Annotated in this window: 17 protein-coding genes and 1 riboswitch; of the genes, 10 read left to right on the forward strand and 7 right to left on the reverse strand. The window is 69.3% G+C overall.

The window, feature by feature from the left end:
- Positions 1 to 5: 5 nt before the first annotated feature.
- The gene (locus tag D456_RS0103205; protein ID WP_017574711.1) at positions 6 to 839 is read right to left on the reverse strand and encodes a MurR/RpiR family transcriptional regulator; all 834 of its coding nucleotides are present in this window, start codon (positions 837 to 839) and stop codon (positions 6 to 8) included.
- A 161-nt stretch (positions 840 to 1,000) separates the two neighbouring features.
- Here D456_RS0103205 and D456_RS0103210 point away from each other — a divergent pair, with 161 nt between their 5' ends.
- The 3 genes from D456_RS0103210 to D456_RS0103220 all read left to right on the forward strand — a co-directional run bounded on the left by D456_RS0103210 (position 1,001) and on the right by D456_RS0103220 (position 4,688).
- On the forward strand, positions 1,001 to 2,248 hold the full coding sequence (locus tag D456_RS0103210) for a metal-dependent hydrolase family protein (protein WP_017574712.1): 1,248 nt from the start codon (positions 1,001 to 1,003) through the stop codon (positions 2,246 to 2,248).
- Between the two features lie 603 nt (positions 2,249 to 2,851).
- The gene (locus D456_RS0103215; protein WP_017574713.1) at positions 2,852 to 3,547 is read left to right on the forward strand and encodes a GPR1/FUN34/YaaH family transporter; all 696 of its coding nucleotides are present in this window, start codon (positions 2,852 to 2,854) and stop codon (positions 3,545 to 3,547) included.
- A 121-nt stretch (positions 3,548 to 3,668) separates the two neighbouring features.
- Positions 3,669 to 4,688: an LLM class flavin-dependent oxidoreductase gene (locus D456_RS0103220; RefSeq protein ID WP_017574714.1), complete on the forward strand. Its 1,020-nt coding sequence runs from the start codon at positions 3,669 to 3,671 to the stop codon at positions 4,686 to 4,688.
- 136 nt (positions 4,689 to 4,824) lie between these two features.
- Here the strand turns inward: D456_RS0103220 and D456_RS0103225 are convergent, their stop codons facing one another.
- Complete coding sequence (locus D456_RS0103225) at positions 4,825 to 6,036, reverse strand: FUSC family protein (RefSeq protein WP_017574715.1); 1,212 nt, start codon at positions 6,034 to 6,036, stop codon at positions 4,825 to 4,827.
- A 292-nt stretch (positions 6,037 to 6,328) separates the two neighbouring features.
- Complete coding sequence (locus D456_RS0103230) at positions 6,329 to 6,943, reverse strand: DUF4352 domain-containing protein (protein ID WP_239643758.1); 615 nt, start codon at positions 6,941 to 6,943, stop codon at positions 6,329 to 6,331.
- Between the two features lie 416 nt (positions 6,944 to 7,359).
- On the opposite strand from D456_RS0103230, the gene D456_RS0103235 reads away from it, so the two are divergent.
- The 5 genes from D456_RS0103235 (at position 7,360) to D456_RS0103250 (ending at position 10,659) form a co-directional block, all read left to right on the forward strand.
- Entirely contained in the window at positions 7,360 to 7,650 is a 291-nt protein-coding gene (locus D456_RS0103235) for an FmdB family zinc ribbon protein (protein ID WP_017574717.1), read from the forward strand.
- 27 nt (positions 7,651 to 7,677) lie between these two features.
- The gene (fmdA, locus tag D456_RS0103240) at positions 7,678 to 8,934 is read left to right on the forward strand and encodes a formamidase (protein ID WP_017574718.1); all 1,257 of its coding nucleotides are present in this window, start codon (positions 7,678 to 7,680) and stop codon (positions 8,932 to 8,934) included.
- A gap of 493 nt (positions 8,935 to 9,427) precedes the next feature.
- Positions 9,428 to 9,778, forward strand: a complete 351-nt coding sequence (locus D456_RS27985) for a putative immunity protein (protein ID WP_394297263.1) — start codon at positions 9,428 to 9,430, stop codon at positions 9,776 to 9,778.
- 39 nt (positions 9,779 to 9,817) lie between these two features.
- Positions 9,818 to 10,306: a hypothetical protein gene (locus tag D456_RS0103245; protein ID WP_017574719.1), complete on the forward strand. Its 489-nt coding sequence runs from the start codon at positions 9,818 to 9,820 to the stop codon at positions 10,304 to 10,306.
- Positions 10,306 to 10,659: a winged helix-turn-helix domain-containing protein gene (locus D456_RS0103250; protein WP_017574720.1), complete on the forward strand. Its 354-nt coding sequence runs from the start codon at positions 10,306 to 10,308 to the stop codon at positions 10,657 to 10,659. Before D456_RS0103245 ends, D456_RS0103250 begins: the two co-directional genes overlap by 1 nt.
- 341 nt (positions 10,660 to 11,000) lie before the next feature.
- On the opposite strand, the gene D456_RS0103255 is transcribed toward D456_RS0103250, so the two are convergent.
- The 4 genes from D456_RS0103255 to D456_RS0103270 form a co-directional block, all read right to left on the reverse strand.
- Positions 11,001 to 12,317 carry an LLM class flavin-dependent oxidoreductase gene (locus tag D456_RS0103255; protein WP_017574721.1) on the reverse strand — a complete coding sequence of 439 codons (1,317 nt, stop codon included), beginning with the start codon at positions 12,315 to 12,317 and terminating at the stop codon, positions 11,001 to 11,003.
- Complete coding sequence (locus D456_RS0103260; RefSeq protein ID WP_017574722.1) at positions 12,317 to 13,099, reverse strand: 3-oxoacyl-ACP reductase; 783 nt, start codon at positions 13,097 to 13,099, stop codon at positions 12,317 to 12,319. Before D456_RS0103260 ends, D456_RS0103255 begins: the two co-directional genes overlap by 1 nt.
- Positions 13,100 to 13,151: 52 nt before the next feature.
- Positions 13,152 to 13,254, reverse strand: a riboswitch (TPP riboswitch).
- A gap of 124 nt (positions 13,255 to 13,378) precedes the next feature.
- A complete protein-coding gene (locus D456_RS0103265; protein ID WP_017574723.1) occupies positions 13,379 to 13,780 on the reverse strand; it encodes a hypothetical protein in 402 nt (133 codons plus the stop codon).
- Between the two features lie 531 nt (positions 13,781 to 14,311).
- On the reverse strand, positions 14,312 to 14,779 hold the full coding sequence (locus D456_RS0103270) for an NUDIX domain-containing protein (protein ID WP_017574724.1): 468 nt from the start codon (positions 14,777 to 14,779) through the stop codon (positions 14,312 to 14,314).
- Between the two features lie 209 nt (positions 14,780 to 14,988).
- Between D456_RS0103270 and D456_RS0103275 the strand changes: the two genes are divergently transcribed.
- Together D456_RS0103275 and D456_RS0103280 are read left to right on the forward strand one after the other, a co-directional pair.
- Positions 14,989 to 16,008 carry an LLM class flavin-dependent oxidoreductase gene (locus tag D456_RS0103275; protein ID WP_017574725.1) on the forward strand — a complete coding sequence of 340 codons (1,020 nt, stop codon included), beginning with the start codon at positions 14,989 to 14,991 and terminating at the stop codon, positions 16,006 to 16,008.
- 73 nt (positions 16,009 to 16,081) lie between these two features.
- On the forward strand, positions 16,082 to 17,443 hold the full coding sequence (locus D456_RS0103280; RefSeq protein ID WP_017574726.1) for an MFS transporter: 1,362 nt from the start codon (positions 16,082 to 16,084) through the stop codon (positions 17,441 to 17,443).
- The last annotated feature ends 6 nt before the right edge of the window (positions 17,444 to 17,449 follow it).

A 17,449-nucleotide genomic window follows, 5' to 3' on the forward strand; every position in this document is an offset into this window, starting at 1 on the left:
CCGCCTCAGAAGAGATCGGCTTTCCTCCAGAGCCGCTCCGCCTCACGGACCGACTCCAGCGCCCGCGGCCCGCCGATACGCGCCAGCTCGGCCAGGACCGCGTGGATCACGGTCATGGCAGCGGTCAGCGACGGAAACATCCCCGCACCCTCACTGGGCACCACCACGACCAGGTCCGCCGACCCCACCAGCGGTGATTCCCTGCGATCGGTGACCACGGCGACCCCCACCGACCGCTGCACCGCCACTTCCACAGCGCGGCGCAGCGCCACCGGGAGCATCCACAGGTCACAGACCACCAACAGGTCGCCCTCGCCCATCCTGGCCAGGGTGTTGAACACAGCGGTGCCCCCGAGATCGCCCATGCGGACGTCGTAGCCCATGATCCCGGCCGCGTGGGAGAGCTGGACCCCCGCAGCGGCGAAGGTCCCCGAGCCCAGCACGAGGGTGCGCCCGGCGGTGTGCAGCGCGGAGGCGATCGCATGAACCTGCCCGCGGTCCAGCGTGCTCTCCAGGAGGCGCAGGTTGGCGCGGTCGGCGGCCAGGGCGGCGCTGACCGGGTCCGCGTCCGAGCCGGCGTGTTCGGCCAGGACCTCGCCCGCGCTCAGCGATGCCAGATAGCGCGAGCGCAGTTCCACCCGCAGGGCCGGCCAGCCGGAGAACCCGAGTTGTTGGGCCACGCGCACCACGGTGGCAACGTTGACCTCGGAGCGCTCGGCCAGCTCCGCGGTGGAGGCGTAGGAGGCGAAGCGCGGCTCCTCGCGCAGTACGGCGACCACACGCTCGGAGGCCCTGCCCAGACGGGCGCCGTTCAATGCACCCGCGATCCAGTCCGACATGGGGCCTCCTGCCTCCATCGGCCCCGGACCTCCCGCGGCCGTCGCACCACCGATATCAGGACCGGAGACCCGGCGACACCTTGATGCAAAATATATTGCACAATGTGGGGTGCGGCACGTACGGAACGTTGCCCGTCACATCCGCCCCAGGGAGGCCCTCGATGACCCCATACTCCTCGTCCCTGCTCCTCACCGGCGCGCGGCTGCTGGACCCCGAGTCCGGGACGTCCGCACCCGACTCCTGGCTCCTGTTGCAGGAGGGCCGCATCACCGGACGCGGGTCCGGCCCCGCCCCGGCCCGGGAGGACGCCGAGACCGTCGATCTGGCCGGCGCCACCCTGATGCCCGGGCTCATCGACGCACACGTACACGTCACCGCGTTCAGCGCCGACCTCGGAGCCGCCGCCGACCAGAGCGCCTCCTACGTGAGCGCCTGGGCGGCGACGTCGCTGTCGGCCATGCTCGGGCGCGGCTTCACCACCGTGCGCGACGTCGGCGGCGCCGACTGGGGACTGGCCCAGGCCGTCGAGGACGGGCTCATCGACGGTCCCCGCCTGGCCTTCGGCGGACGGGCGCTCTCCCAGACCGGCGGGCACGGCGACTTCCGGCCGCGGGGCCGCCACGGCCACGGCCAGGACGGCTGCTGCCCCGGCAGCTCCCTGGTGTGCGACGGCCCCGTGGAATTCCGACGGGCCGCACGCGAACAGCTGCGCACCGGCGCACACCACGTCAAGGTCATGCTCTCGGGCGGGGTCGCCTCACCCACCGACCGGATCGACTCGACACAATCGTCCGAGGACGAACTGCGCGCGGTCGTGGAGGAGGCCGAGGCCGCCAACCGTTACGTCACCGGCCACGCCTACACCGCCCGAGCCGTCAACCGCGGCCTGCGCCTGGGCGTGCGCTGCATCGAGCACGGCAACCTCATCGACCGGAGCAGCGTCGAGCTCTTCCTGGAGCACGGGGCGTTCCTGGTGCCGACCCTGGTGACCTACCACGAGCTCTCCCGCCAAGGCGCCCGTCACGGTCTTCCCCCGGAGAGCCAGGCCAAGGTCGACACGGTCCTGCACCGGGGACTGGAGGCACTGCGCCTGGCCCACGAGGGCGGGGTCCGGATGGCCTTCGGCACCGACCTGCTCGGAGGTATGCAAGAGCACCAGAGTACCGAGTTCACCATCCGCGGCCGGGTCCAGCCCGCCGATGCGGTCATCCGCTCGGCCACCAGCGACGCCGCCGAGCTGCTCGGGTACGCAGGCGAGGCGGGGACCCTGCGTGAGGGCGCCCGCGCCGACCTGGTGGTCGTGGACGGCGACCCGCTGGCGGACCTGTCCCTGCTGGCCGAACCGGAGCGGGGCGTGCGTGCCGTCGTCAAGGACGGCGCAGTACGCCGCGGGCGTCTCGGGGTCTGAGCCGGGGCCGTGCGGCTCCTCCGGCATCCCGGGGAGTACGTGGTGTCTTTCTCGGTTCCGTCATCGGCGAGAACGGAGAAGCAGAGCGGGTCGACCTCGACGCCGCCGTCGCTGTTGTTCCCGGCGGTGGTGAACACGCTGGTGCGGCTGTTCGAGGGGCTGCGCCGGCGTGGGCACGCCATGGACGAGGTGTTCGTCCTGGCGTCCTTCAGAGCTGTGGCCGAGGAGACCGCGAAGATCTCCGAGGACCACGGAGGGCCCCTTCGCCCGGAGCGGAACCATCCACACCTCGCAGGGCAAGGAGGCCTCTGTGGTGGTCTCCGTCCTCGGCCGCGCTCTCGACCGTGAGGGGGCGTTGGATCGGGCGGGCGGGCCCCCGAAGCTGCTGAACGTGGTTGCCTGCCGTGACAAACGGCGGCTGTACGTGATCGCCGCGAAGTGGTTCCGAGCGGCTTCTACCATCGGGGAGGCGATCCAGGCGGGATATTCGACTTCGCGCGGTTTTCCCGATACCACCCGATGCGACCTTCCACCGTGTGGGCCGGATCAACGCTTCGTCTCCAGGCCAGAGAGGAGCAGCCCCGAAAGAATGAGTAGGCGACCATGAACGAGGACCGCAGCGCCGAAACGGCCTACCACGAACACACGTCGATGGTGCGCATCATGTTGCGGCCCATGGGGTCACCCCTGCCCATGGGCTTTCTCGGATTGGCTGTGGCTACGACCGGCTTCAGCGCACTGCAACTGGGGCTGGTCCCCGAGGACGAGACGAGGATCGTGGCCCTGGCCGCGCTCCTGGTCACCGTGCCGCTGATGGCCCTGGCATCGGTCTTCGGCGTTCTGGCCCGCGACCCCGTCGCCAGCACCAGCATGGGTGTGCTCGGCGGGATCTGGGCTCTGCTGGCCGTAGTGAAAATGACCACCGAACCGGGGACGCAGAGCACCGCCCTGGGGCTGCTACTGATCGTGGCCGGGATGGCGGTCCTGGTCCCCATCGTCGGTGCCCTGCAGAAGGTGATGGTCGCCATCGTCATGATCGGCAGCGGACTGCGTTTCTCCCTGACCGGCCTGTCAGAGATGACCTCCTCACCCGTGGCTGAGACAGCGGCCGGGGCAGCAGGGCTGGTGCTGGCCTTCCTGGCGCTCTACACCGCCCTGGCCCTGGAGCTCGAAGACTCCAAGGGTTATGCCGTCCTGCCCCTGTTCCGGCACGGGGACGCCAGCCTGGCCACCCGGCACGACATCGGCGACCAGACCAAGGGCTTGGCCCGCGAGACCGGTGTCCGCGCCGAATTGTGACCCGGCCCTCAGATCCCATCGCGTTCAGAGCATCCGCCCAGGGATCGTACGACTGCCTGGCCGCTGACGGGCCCGTCGGCCGGCCCGGAAGCAGGAGTGGTTCAGCGGTGTTGCCCTGACCATGAAGAGAATCGGGTTCCTGTCTTTCGGCCATTGGACACCGTCGCCGCGCTCCCAGGTGCGCTCGGCCTCCGATGCGCTGCTGCAGTCGATCGACCTGGCCGTGGCCGCCGAGGAGCTGGGCGCCGACGGTGCCTACTTCCGGGTGCACCACTTCGCGCGGCAGTTGGCCTCGCCCTTCCCCCTGCTGTCCGCGATCGGCGCCCGGACCAGCCGGATCGAGATCGGCACCGGCGTGATCGACATGCGCTACGAGAACCCCCTGTACATGGCCGAGGACGCCGGCGCCGCCGACCTCATCGCGGGCGGCCGCCTCCAACTCGGAATCAGCCGAGGAGCACCGGAACAGGTCGTCCGGGGCTACGAGTACTTCGGCCATCACCCGGCGGAGGGTTCCACCGACGCCGACATGGCCCGGGAACACACCGCCTCCCTGCTCCAGGCATTGGAGGGGGAAGGCTTCGCCGAACCGAACCCGCAGCCGATGTTTCCGAACCCGCCCGGCCTGTTGCGCATCGAACCGCACTCCGCCGGGCTGCGCGAGCGCATCTGGTGGGGCGCCGGAAGCAGGTCCACCGCCCGCTGGGCCGGCGAGCAGGGGATGCACCTGATGAGTTCGACGCTGCTGACCGAGGACACGGGGGTGCCCTTCCACCAACTGCAGGCGGAACAGATCCAGGACTTCCGCGAGGCATGGAGCGCCGCCGGCCACCGGCACCAGCCCCGTGTCTCGGTGAGCCGCAGCATCTTCCCCCTGGTGAGCACGTTCGACCGGCAACTGTTCGGCCGCGAGACAGCCAGCACCGACCAGGTCGGCCACCTGGAGGAGGGCCCGGCCCGCTTCGGCAAGACCTACGCCGGCGAACCGGACGAACTCGTCGAGAAGCTGGCCGGTGACGAAGCCGTCGCCGCAGCGGACACACTGTTGATCACCGTGCCCAACCAGCTCGGGGTGGACTACAACGCCCACATCATCGAGAACCTGCTGCGCTACGTCGCACCCGGACTCGGTTGGCGCTGACCGGTGCTTCCGCCGACGGCGGTGTCCGTCTCCAGGAGCCGGCCGATAACGCCGTCGGCGCGCACGGTCATGGTCCCGCTCCTGACAAGCATCCGCTGTTTCCCGACCTCGGGTGGTCGTCGGCACCTCGCCCCGGTCAGCGGGAACGCCGAAACATCCGCCGGGACCGCTTGCGTGCGCTCGAGCTGGACGAGCGCCTCCGGCGCACCCACGGAAGCCACGACTCCGTGCGCGGATGGGCGACCTGCGGCTGGTCCTCCTCTTCCCCCGACAGCGCTTGAGCCACGGTCTCGGGTTCCTCGACCCCGGCGAACAGCATGATGTCGGTGGCGACCATCTGCACGGACAGGTGGGCGGAAGCGGTCACCGAATCCTCGGCCGAACCCTCGCTGAACGGCTGGGCCAGGTCGAGGGCCAGGTCGACGGCGCGCTGGCGCGCCTCACGGTCACCGAGGTTGCCCGCGAGCACATCGAGGGTCGAGGCCATCTCCAGCACCACCGACGCGATGTGCCCGCGTTCCTCCTTGTCCATCGCGGCTGCCGTCCGCGCCAGAGCCAGACAGCTCTCGCTGAGGATGATGAGCCGGTCGACCTTCTCGTCCTCATAGGCCAGTGGTCCGGGACTGGCCCAGCGTGCGGTGGTCCACCGGACGCTGCGGTGGCTGTTCTCCTGCGCACGGCTGAGGTCGGCCATCGGACGGCTGAGCGCGCTCAGCCGGTCCACGGTGCTCAGGGAAGGGTCCTCGTCCCCCTGCAGCGCACGGCCGGTGGCGTCGAGCAGACGGACGATCTCCTGCAGGGCCTCGTTCTCGATACGGCGCAGCCAGGCGGCCGGGCGGGTGGGAAAGAGCACCTGGCTCATCACCAGCGCAACACTCGCACCGATGAGGGCGTCGGTGAGCCGGCTCAACCCCACCTGGCCGTCGGCGACCGCCAGGGTCAGGATCGACCCGGAAGCGGCTTGGGCGATGACCAGGCGTGCGGCACCGAGGGCGACCGCGATCATCATCGCCACCGCGATGGCCGCCACCATCGTCGCGTAGCCCCCTCCGAACAGGGCGATCGAGAATTCACCGACGACGATGCCGATGACCACACCGAACAGCATCCGCACGGCGTTGGTCCCGCGCTCGCCGCCCACGGTGTTGAGCGCGATGACCGCGGCGATCGGGGCGAAGAACGGGAAATGGTCGTCGATGAGGCCCCCGGCGATGGTCCACGCCACGGTCGCGGCGACGGCGCACTGCACCACCACCCACATGTGGTCGCGCAGGCGTTCCAGCGCCGTGGCCCCTTCTCGGCGGACCCACGCGAACGCGTCGTGGGCCAGGCGGCTCAGCTCTGCCATGCCGCACCACCAGCTCTGTACTCGGCGGAACACCGTGTGCCCGCGCGCGAACCATCGCCGCCATCGTGATCACTCATACAGACAGGAACATTACTCTGTGCATGCGCGGATCTGCCGGTGCGGCGCCCGGCCACGGCCACGTGTACGCGCTCGGCGCAGGCCCTCGCCCCGCCACGTGGCAGAGGTGCGCACGCTCGTCCAGGGCCGTAACGGGCCCTGCCCGGCACGAGAGTGGTCGCCGCGCTCCCGCTCCGAGCGCGGCGACCGGTTCCCGGGGGTGCTGTGCAGGTCCTCAGCCGAGGTCGACACGCACGCCGTCGTCGACCATCGTCTTGCCGTTGACGAGCATGTGGTCGATCTCCGTTCCAGGGGTGACGTCGTAGGCCAAGGTGGCCTCGGCGGCCTGGCCGGGGTTGAGCTGGTCCATGAAGGAGTCGTCCGAGCTGGCGCTGATGTCGCGCTCGTACATGTTGCCGTCGGTGTCCATGAGGACCTGGTTGGAGCCTTCGAGGTACTCGGCCGAGGAGCTGGTGTTCTCCGCGGTCAGCTCGACGACGATGTATTCGCCGCGTGCTTCCTGGGTGAGGCCGAATTCGTCCTCCAGGCCGGCCACGCCCTCCTCGACGGAGTGCACGGTGAATTCGAAGGAGCCGTGTTCGAACGTCTCCCCGAGCTCGTGGGCCTGCTCATTGTCCTCTTCGCCATCGGCCTCGGCGTCGGCGGCCTCGGTATCGGTGTTCTCGGCGGTTTCCTCACCACCGGGAGCCAGGACAGCGACGCAACCCACCATGAGGAAGAGGACGAGGAGGGGTGTGGCGCACCCGAAGAGGGCGACCTTCTTGCCGGTGGACATGCCCTGCTTCGGAGGGACGGGAGGGCCGAAAGGGGGCTGCTGGGGTGTGCTCATGGTGGTCTCCGGTGTGTGGGGGAACAGCCCGCCTGTCGGGCTGCCCGTGTTGAGGGTGGTTCATGCGGGCGATACACCCAGCACGTACACATGAATAATACACATAAACCTGTTAGCAATGTCAACGCCGTTAACAGTCATCCACTGAAATCCTGTGCCGCCCTTGATCCGCCCGGCACCCCCGGAACGCCCCAGCGACCACCGCCCACACATGGAACCGAGAGCGAGAAGACCCCACACCGGCCCCCGCGGGCGCACGCGCAGAACTGAACACGCCGCTGAATACTGGGCCCATCATCCACGCTTGATTACTCTGTGTACCTATGCGAGCACAAATTGTTCTGACCCCTGTGAGTTGCGGGCAGTGCTGCGCATAACGGGGCACTCACGACTTCCAGCGACCACCGGGGACCACCATGGCCATCTACCAGTTCATGTGCGAGGAGCACGGCGGCCTCGAGCTCGAAGCGGCCATGGGGACAGCACCGCCGACCCTGTCGTGCCCGGACTGTGGCCGACAGGCACGCCGGGTGTTCTCAGCCCCGATGCTCGGCCGCACGCCTCGTGCCGTGGCGACCGCGTTCGAAAGAGCCGAACGCAGCGCGGACGAACCGAACGTGGTGACGTCCCTGCCGCCCCGCTCCGGGCGGGCCCGGCCGCAGCGGTACACACACGAGCCGACACACCAACGACTTCCCAGACACTGAGATCGCCCACCTGAAAGGGACACGCCCATGCCCGAACAGCTGTTTCCTCTCGATTCGTCCAGGCCGTTCACCGAGCAGGACATCATCGGACACAATCGCTACCATCCCGACATCCCCGCGGCCGTCCAGGTCAGGCCCGGCTCCACCTTCCGCATGGACTGCCGTGAATGGTTCGACGGGGCGATCAAGAACGACGACTCGGCAGAGGACATCCGTGATGCCCCGATGTCCAAGGTCCATGCCCTGTCGGGGCCGGTCCGGATCGAAGGGGCCGAACCCGGGGACCTGCTGATCGTCGACATCCTGGACATGGGGCCGATCCCCCAGGAGGACTCCGGCCCCCTGGCCGGCCAGGGCTGGGGGTACACGGGGATCTTCGCAAAACGCAACGGTGGTTCGTTCCTCGTCGACCAGTTCCCCGACGCCTACAAGGCGGTGTGGGACTTCCACGGCGAGGTCGCCACCTCGCGACACGTCCCGGGGGTCTCTTTCACCGGCATCACCCACCCCGGTCTGATGGCCACGGCCCCCTCGGCGGACCTGCTCTCCCGGTGGAACCGCAGGGAAGGGGACCTGATCGCGACCGACCCGAACCGGCTCCCGCCCCTGGCCCTGCCGCCCGAGCCGCAGGACGCGGTCCTGGGCACACTGAGCGGTGCCGAGTTCGACCGGGTGGCCGGAGAAGCAGCGCGAACAGCCCCGCCCAGGGAGAACGGCGGCAACCAGGACATCAAGAACCTCACCCGAGGGACCCGCGTGTTCTACCCGGTGTTCGTCCCGGGTGCGAATTTCTCCGTCGGCGACCTGCACTTCTCCCAGGGGGACGGGGAGATCACCTTCTGCGGCGGTATCGAGATGGGCGGGTTCATCGACCTGCACGTCGACGTGATCAAGGGCGGCATGGACACCTACGGGGTGAGCGAGAACGCCATCTTCATGCCGGGAAAGACCCCGCCCCAGTACTCCGAATGGTTGGCCTTCTCCGGCACCTCGGTGACCCTGGACGGCAAACAGCACTACCTGGATTCACAACTGGCCTACCAGCGCGCCTGTCTGCACGCGATCGACTACCTGACCAAGTTCGGCTACAGCCCTGAGCAGGCGTACCTGCTCCTCGGCGCGGCACCGATCGAGGGGCGCTTCTCCAGCGTGGTGGACATCCCGAACGCGTGCGCCACCGTCTACCTGCCGACCGCGATCTTCGATTTCGATGTACGGCCCTCCGCTTCGGGGCCCGTGCAGATCGATCCGGGCATCGGAGCACCCCGGGCCGAGGGTTCGTGATCAGGCGAAGCGCTTGACCGCTGCCCGTTTCCGAGGCCTGCCGATACCGCCCGAGCCCCGGTGAGGCGGGCGCCAGGGCGGCAGACACCGGACCGTGTTCGGGTGCCTGCCGCCCGGGTGCCCGGCGGCACCTCCTCCGATGGCGGAGCGTGGCATCGGCACAAAAGGCCCTCTCGTCCGTCTCGGCACAGAACCCCTGCAGCTCGATGAAGGCCCTCTGCGCAGGACTGGAAGATCAGCGCCGAAGGCAGAGAGCACCGCCGAGCAACCACAGTTATCCGAGGGAACCTGCTGAGCACGGAGAGGCCCCGAACCGGGCGCTTCACGCGGCCGACCCCCATCTCCTGAGGTGCCGAGCGGATCTCTGGCCGGGTGGAGCATCCCGGCCGGCGAGCATTTCGCGCGTGAAGCACTGCTCGCACGGCATCGTCCCAGGCCCTCAACGAACAGGGTCGGGAGACCGTCGCAGCGTGGGCCGCAGACTGCGCCGAACGTGTGCTCGGCGATTTTCTGGGCTGAGGCGCCGACGGATAACCGCGCACTGGACGCCGTGGCTCGCACGCGCACCTTCAACCGCGGTGAGCTGGAGGCCTCCGGCGAGATTCGCCGACGTCTGCTCGCGGTCCGTGCAGCGGGCGCCGCAACTTCCCCCGCTGGCGCGGCCGCTGCCAGGGCAACTGCACAAGCTGCTGCCGTCGCCCACATGGGAGCGCACGCACTGGGCGCGGCGCTGTACTACGCCATCCCTCTCGAAGCGGTCGTCCTGGCAGAGGAGGACGCGACACGTAGACCCTGCTGGAACCGATCACGCACAGTACTTTCCTCCGGGGAAACAATCCAATAGACTTTCCAATGAGGAAAGTAAGAGAGGGAGGCGTCTGTCATGGACATACAGGAAGCGCAGGAGGCCCTACGCGTCGCGCAGGTACAACGTGGGAACACCATCGCCGAGGGCAACCGCTTCCCCTGGGTGGCGTGGGCTGTAGGAAGCGTGGGCCTCACCGGCGTCCTCGCCGCGGTCGACCTCGCGGACGTGTTCGCGGACTTGGACGACTCCCCGTGGTACTGGGCGCTGTCGTTCGTGTCCCTGTGCCTGCCGCTGGTGGCGGCAGCCGTGGCCTCCGCGTGGTGGGAACTCTCCCGCGCACCTGTGCGCCCACACCGTTCCCTCCACACCTGGCGGAACGTCCGGACCGTAGTGGTCGCCCTTCTCCTGCTCACTGCGCTCACCGTCGTCGCGGCGGTGGGATTCAACGGAGGCGGTGTCCCGCTGCCCAACGTGTGGTCGGGGCTCTTCCTCGGTGCCGCCCTGCTGATGACCGGCGTCCTGGTCTCCCGCCGAACACCCGCACCTCAGCAGCTGGGGCAGTGATGGATCTCCGTGCACAGGAATTCAACGACTTCATCCACACCCGCCCCCGCCTGTCCATCTTCTCCCTGTTGGCGCCCGCGGAGTGGGTGGAGTTCTCCTTCGTCCGTGACCACGCGGGCCTGAGCGATTCCGCTCTGTCCAAACACATCAGCGCGATGGAGACGGCGGGCTACGCCGAGGTCCGCAAGGGCACCGAAGCCAAACGCCGACGCACGTGGGTGCGCTTGACCGACCGGGGCCGGGCGTCTTTGGACTCACATCTCGGGGCACTGGAGCAGATCATCGCGGAGTCCAGAGGAAGGACCGACACAGACGTCGTCCCCCTCAACCGGGAGGAAGGAGAGGAACCCTGACTCCAGGCGTGGAGCCGGCTTCTCATGGTTCTCGCGGCTTGCCTGCGGTAGTGGTACCGCAGGGCGTTGGCTCGGTGGGAGCGCCTGGACAACGACCGGCCTCACACGTGCCCGGTACCGGGCTCCGTGGGAAACAGCACGTGCCCGGCCGGGTGGTGCAGCAAGGCGGGCCGCGGCCCGGGCGCTTTCGCAACGCCCGGCGGCCCCGGTGACGCCTTCCGGCCGCGTAGCGACACTGCCGCGTGCGCGCTCTCCCAAGGGGAAGAGGGTCGGGCACGCGGCAGTGCCCTCAGGCGTGCACGGCCGACCCGACTGTGCCACCGGCCTCACAGCACACGTGCTCAGTGCGGCGACGCCGGCCGCTCCAGACCCAGGTGGCCGCGCAACGTGTCGGCCTGGTACTCGCGGCGGAACAATCCTCTCCGCTGCAGGACGGGGACCACATGGTCCACGAAGTCCTCGATCCCGCCCGGCAGGGACGGCGGCATGAGGTTGAACCCGTCCGCGCCGCCGCTGGTGTGCCACTCTGTGATCCGGTCGGCGATCTGCTCGGGTGTTCCGACCATCGTGCAGTGGCCGCCGCCGGCGGCCAACCGCCCGAGCAGTTGCCGCACCGTGGGACGTTCGGACTCGATAATGCGCAGGATGGTCCCGTAGCGGCCCTTGGGACCGGTGAACTCCTCCAGGGGCGGCAGGTCGGGAACCGGAGCGTCCAGTTCCCAGCCGGTGCAGTCCTGCTCGGTGAACAGGCCCAGCTGCTGCAGTGACTCCTCTGTCGGCAGCAACTCGTCCAATTCGCGTTGCTTGGCTCTGGCCTCCTCCTCGGTGGAACCGACATAGGTGACCAGTCCCGGCATGATCGCCACGGACCGGGGATCGCGGCCGACCCGGTGGATGCGCGATTTCACGTCGCGGTAGTAGTCCTGGGCGCTGGGCAGGTCGTAGGCCACCGAGTAGATGGCCTCCGCACGGCGGGCCGCCAGCGTGCGGCCCTGCTCGGAGGAGCCCGCTTGGAACAGCACCGGGTGGCCCTGCACCGGACGCGGCACGTTCAACGGTCCGTCGACCTGGAAGTACCGGCCCCGGTGGTCGATGGGGCGGACCAGCTCGGGGTCGGCGAAGACCCCGTCCCGGTCGTACCGGAGGGCCCGGTCGCTCCAGGAGTCCCACAGCCCCAGGACCGCCTCCACGAACTCCTCGGCCCGCTCGTAGCGCTCCTGGTGCGGGGGCATGTGTTCGTACCCGTGGTTGCGGGCCTCGGTGTCGAACATGGAGGTCACCACGTTCCAACCGATCCGCCCGCCGCTGACGTGGTCCAGGGAAGCCAACAGACGCGCAGCATGGAAGGGGGTGTAGAACGTGCTGGAGACGGTACTGACCAGCCCGACGCGATCGGTGGCCCTGCTCATGGCCGACAGGGCGGTCAGCGGTTCCAGGAACCACCACGGTCCGCCGGCGACGTCTCCCGCGGCGTGGCCGTCGGCGAAGAAGACCGCGTCCAGGCAGCCGCGTTCGGCCGTGCGGGCCAGTTCCTCGAAGTAGGTGATGTCACCGACCCGTTCGGCCGGGGAATCGGGGTGGCGCCAGGCGGCCTTGTGGTGGCCGCAGCCGAAGATGAACAGGTTCAGGTGGAGCGGGCGCTCGGAGGCGGTGGCCATCAGTTCGTCACCAGCCCGCCGTCGACGAGGAGGTTCTGGCCGGTGACCGCGCGCGCCCAGGGTGAGGCGAAGTACAGGGCCGCGTCGGCGAACTCGGCCGGGGTGACGATCCGGCGCAGCGGTGTGGAGGAGGCGATCGCGTCGAAGACCTCCTCGGGGGTGGCGGAGCTGGCGTCGGTGGTGCGCAGCAGGCCTCCGGAGACCATGTTGACGGTGATGCCGTCGGGGCCCAGGTCGTGGGCGAGTGTGCGGGTCAGCGACAGCAGCGCCGCCTTGGCCGCGGTGTAGTCGTGGTAGGGCACGACCGGGTGCTGGAACAGGTTGGTTCCGACGTTGATCACCCTGCCGAACCCGCGGGCGCGCATGCCGGGCAGAGCGGCCTGGACGGTGTTCAGCGCGCCGTGGACGGTACCGCCGAACTGGCGGTCGAGGTCGCGGGTGGTGAGCGTGTCGGCGTGGGGGCGGGCATCGCCGTTGAAGGAGAAGTCGGCGAGTGCGTTGTTGACGACGGTGGTGACCGGGGCACCGAAGTGGTCCTCGGCGGCCCGGAACATCGCGGCGACCTGTTCGGGCTCGCGGACGTCGGCCCGCACGGCCAGGGCGTGGCCGGGGTGGGCGTCGGCGAGTTCTCGGGCGGCCTCGGCGCTGGTGAGGTGGTTGACCACCACGCGGGCACCTTGCCCCAGGAAGGCCCGGACCAGGCGGGAGCCGAGTCCGCGGGCCCCGCCGGTGACGACGACGGTCTGCTGATCGATGGGGATTGCGGTACGGGGGGAGCTCATCGGCGGCCTCTCTGGCAGGGGCGAAGGCGAGCCCCCGCGGCCACCGATGTCACCGGCCGTGTGCGGACATCCCTTCGCCAGCGTTACCTGGATCAGGTTCGACGGGTGTCATCTCAGCCCGCACACGTGTGTTGCGAGCGCCCCGTGTCACTGCCGCTCAAGATAACCCATGGATGCGCTCTCGGGCCACCGCTCCTGGGGTCGGCACGAGCGGCCAGGAGCGGTGGTGGGCGCCTCGGGCCCTGCTCGCAGAGCCCGAGGCCGGCAGGGAGAACGTGCTCAGGCCGCGAGCGCAGCGTGATAACTCTGTCGCAGCAGCCGAGCGGCGCCGTCCCCGAGAACATCCTTGCCCAAGGGGACGAGGCACAGGCGGGCGATCTCGGTGTAACGTACCGGACCGGGGCAGACGAAGACCCCGAGGACACGCATCGTGAGCAAGAGCTCCTGGACCCGCGTTCCGGTGGGGAGGCCGGCGGCACACTCCCCCACCGTTTCCAGCGCCGTGTCGGCGAGGAGCTCCTGGGCCGGCCCCCAGTCCGGTGGGGACCTCTCCTCGAGGAACTCCTTCGCCGAGTCCGGGGCTCTTTCCACAGCACGGTCGACCCGGGTTGCAGTACTCACCAGCGCAGCCAGCAGGGCACACCAGAAGTGGCCGGGCAGGACCTCGGCGATCCGGGCCATGTTTGGATGCCTGTCGGTGTACCGCCCCGCAGCACCACGTACGAGGGAAGACTTCTTCGCTCACCGCGTCGCCGAGCTCCTCGACCCGGGAGGCCTCCAGCGAGTGCCGGGCGAGGTACTCGGCGGCCTCTACCCTGGCCGCCTCGGTCGCGTGTGCGAACATTTGCGGTGTGGGGGAAGCCAGGTTCACGCACCTGGTCCGTTCGTCCGCCCCCACTGCCACATACCAGTCCCGTTCCGCACGTTCACAGCGGTCCGCGCGTTCGCCGGGGGAACCACGCGCCAGCGCGAGACAGCCGGGCCAGCCGTGACGACTGCCCCCACAGCCGGAACAACTACAGGTCCTGCCTCGAGCCTTTGCGCAGGGGGCGTTGTGCGCCATGAAACCTCCGGGATGAGGAAAGCGCGAGCTGAGAGGTTGTCCAGTACTGCTCTTCTTCCCACGGGAGCGCCGAATCCCGGTATCCGCTGCGCGGCCACTGTGCTGTTGCCTCGGGGTGACTGCGGTGTTGTGTCACCGAGCGCAACCGGTCAGCCGGTGTAGGGGGCGCCTTGGCCAAACGCGTGTTCCACGCGCAGCCGTTGGGTGTGGTGCATCTCCAGCCCCGCTGCTTCCTCGGGGGTGAACCACCCCACCTGGCGGGACTCCTCACTGACCGCGAGCCCTCCCCCGACGACCCGGGCACGGAAGCACACGTTGAACTGTCGACGTACTTGCCCGTTGCTGTAGGCGATCACGTGCCGGGCGTCGGTGTAGGTGCCCACCAGACCGGTCACCTCGACCTCGTAACCGGTCTCCTCAAACGCCTCGCGCGCAGCCGCATGCGGCAGGCTCTCGGTCATCTCCATGACCCCGCCCGGCATCGCCCACAGCCCGTTGTCCGCCCGCTGCTGCAACAGCAGACGCCCCTGCTCGTCGAGGACGGCCGCGGTGGCGGCGACCACCACACTGTTGGGCACGGGCGCGTCCGAATCGTCGTAGTACTCGGTACGGGCCATGAGCTCAGGAACTCCTCGAGGGGTCGGGGGCTGCGCTGCACGGCATCCATACTGGCAGTACCGGCCTCGCCCCGTCCCACGAACCCCGCAGGCACGCCCCGGCACCGCCCACACGGCCAGGCCGACAACACCTGCCTTACGCGAGCTCTCGGTGCGCTGAGGCAAGGAAGATTCCGGAATACGAGAGTGCTTGCGGTGTTGCCCTGACCATGAAGAGAATCGGGTTCCTGTCTTTCGGCCATTGGACACCGTCGCCGCGCTCCCAGGTGCGCTCGGCCTCCGATGCGCTGCTGCAGTCGATCGACCTGGCCGTGGCCGCCGAGGAGCTGGGCGCCGACGGCGCCTACTTCCGGGTGCACCACTTCGCGCGGCAGTTGGCCTCGCCCTTCCCCCTGCTGTCCGCGATCGGCGCCCGCACGAACCGGATCGAGATCGGCACCGGCGTGATCGACATGCGCTACGAGAACCCCCTGTACATGGCCGAGGACGCCGGCGCCGCCGACCTCATCGCGGGCGGCCGCCTCCAACTCGGAATCAGCCGAGGAGCACCGGAACAGGTCGTCCGGGGCTACGAGTACTTCGGTCACCGCCCGGCGGAGGGCTCCACCGACGCCGACATGGCCCGGGAACACACCGCCTCCCTGCTCCGGACACTGGAGGGGGAAGGCTTCGCCGAACCGAACCCGCAGCCGATGTTTCCGAACCCGCCCGGCCTGTTGCGCATCGAACCGCACTCCGCCGGGCTGCGCGAGCGCATCTGGTGGGGCGCCGGAAGCAGGTCCACCGCCCGCTGGGCCGGGGAGCAGGGGATGCACCTGATGAGTTCGACGCTGCTGACCGAGGACACGGGGGTGCCCTTCCACCAGCTGCAGGCGGAACAGATCCAGGACTTCCGCGAGGCGTGGAGCGCCGCCGGCCACCGGCACCAGCCCCGTGTCTCGGTGAGCCGCAGCATCTTCCCCCTGGTGAGCACGTTCGACCGGCAACTGTTCGGCCGCGAGAAGGCCAGCACCGACCAGGTCGGCCACCTGGAGGAGGGCCCGGCCCGCTTCGGCAAGACCTACGCCGGCGAACCGGACGAACTCGTCGAGAAACTGGCCGGGGACGAAGCCGTCGCCACAGCGGACACGCTGTTGATCACCGTGCCCAACCAGCTCGGAGTGGACTACAACGCCCACATCATCGAGAACCTGCTGCGCCACGTCGCCCCCGGACTCGGCTGGCGCTGAGGTGTCGCGTGGTCCGGAGCCGTGCCGGGCGGCGGTCCCGCCCCATGTTCCCTCGTCAGACTAGGTTGAGGGGATGAGCCCGAAGGAGAACATCTACTCCACTCTGGTCAAGCGCAACCGGGGCTCCGAGCAGGAGCTGCCCGAGGACGTGCGGAACAACATCGCACGCAACGGGCTGCGCCTGGTCTCGGCCAGTGCCCTGCAGGCCTCCGGCGACCAGACGGTCAACGCCTCGACCGTCCTGCCGTGGCTCTTCCACGCCCTGGGTGTGCCGGCGGCTCTGGTCGGGGTGCTCGTGCCCGTGCGCGAGTCCGGGTCGATGCTGCCCCAGGCGCTGCTGACCCCGCTGATCCTGCGTGCCCGGCAGCGCAAGTGGGTGTTCGTCCTCGGGTCGCTCGTCCAGGCCCTGGCGGTGGCGGTGATGGCGGGCACCGCCTCGCTCGGGCACGGGCTCACTGCCGGGGCGGCCATCGTGGCCGCCCTGGCGGTGTTCTCGCTGGGCCGGTGCCTGTGTTCGGTCTCGACCAAGGACGTCCAGGGCCGTACCGTCCCGGGCGGGGAACGGGGCCAGATCAACGGGTTGGCCACCACCGCTTCGGGTCTGGTGGCCATCACCTTGGGGTTGGGGATCCGTTTCTTCGGTGGGCAGGAGCTGGAGGCCGGGCAGCTGGCCTGGGTGTTGGCCGCGGGTGCCGCCCTGTGGGTGGGGGTCGCGTGGATCTACGCCGGGGTACGGGAACCGTCCGGTTCCGACGGCGGGCACCCCTCGGGCTCGGCGGGGACCGCAGCCGGGGACACCGGCGGTGGCTCCGGCCCGCAGCAGGGGTGGTTCGGCCGGACCTACCGGATGCTGCGAGAGGACCGCACATTCCGGATCTTCGTGTCCGTGCGCAGTTTCCTCCTGGTCTCGGCGCTGAGCCCGCCGTTCGTGGTCACCCTCTCCACCCAGTACGGCACCACCGGCCTGGGAGGCCTGGGCGGCTACATCCTCGCCTCCGGCGTGGCCGCACTGCTGGGCGGACGCCTCTTCGGCCGGCTCGCCGACAGATCGAGCCGCACACTGATGGCCGCCGGGGCAGGGTTCGCCTCCCTTGTGACGCTCGTGCTGGTGCTGGTGGTGTCCTTGCCGGGTTTCACCGGCGATGCGGGGTGGAGCTCCGGGTTGTTCATCGCCTGCTACTTCCTGCTGACCCTGACCCACATCGGTGTGCGGGTGGGCCGCAAGACCTACGTCGTGGACATGGCCGAAGGCGACCGGCGGACCACCTACGTCGCGGTGTCCAACTCGGCTCTGGGGATCGTCCTGCTCGTGGTCGGCGGGGTCAGCTCGCTGCTGGCTCTTGTCGGCGTCGTGTGGGCGCTGGTCTTCCTGGCCGTTCTGGGCCTGGTCGGGGTGGTGGCCGGCAGCAGACTTCCCGAGGTCTCACGGGGCTAGCCACCA

This window comes from Nocardiopsis kunsanensis DSM 44524 (assembly GCF_000340965.1).
Classification (GTDB): Bacteria; Actinomycetota; Actinomycetes; order Streptosporangiales; family Streptosporangiaceae; genus Nocardiopsis; species Nocardiopsis kunsanensis.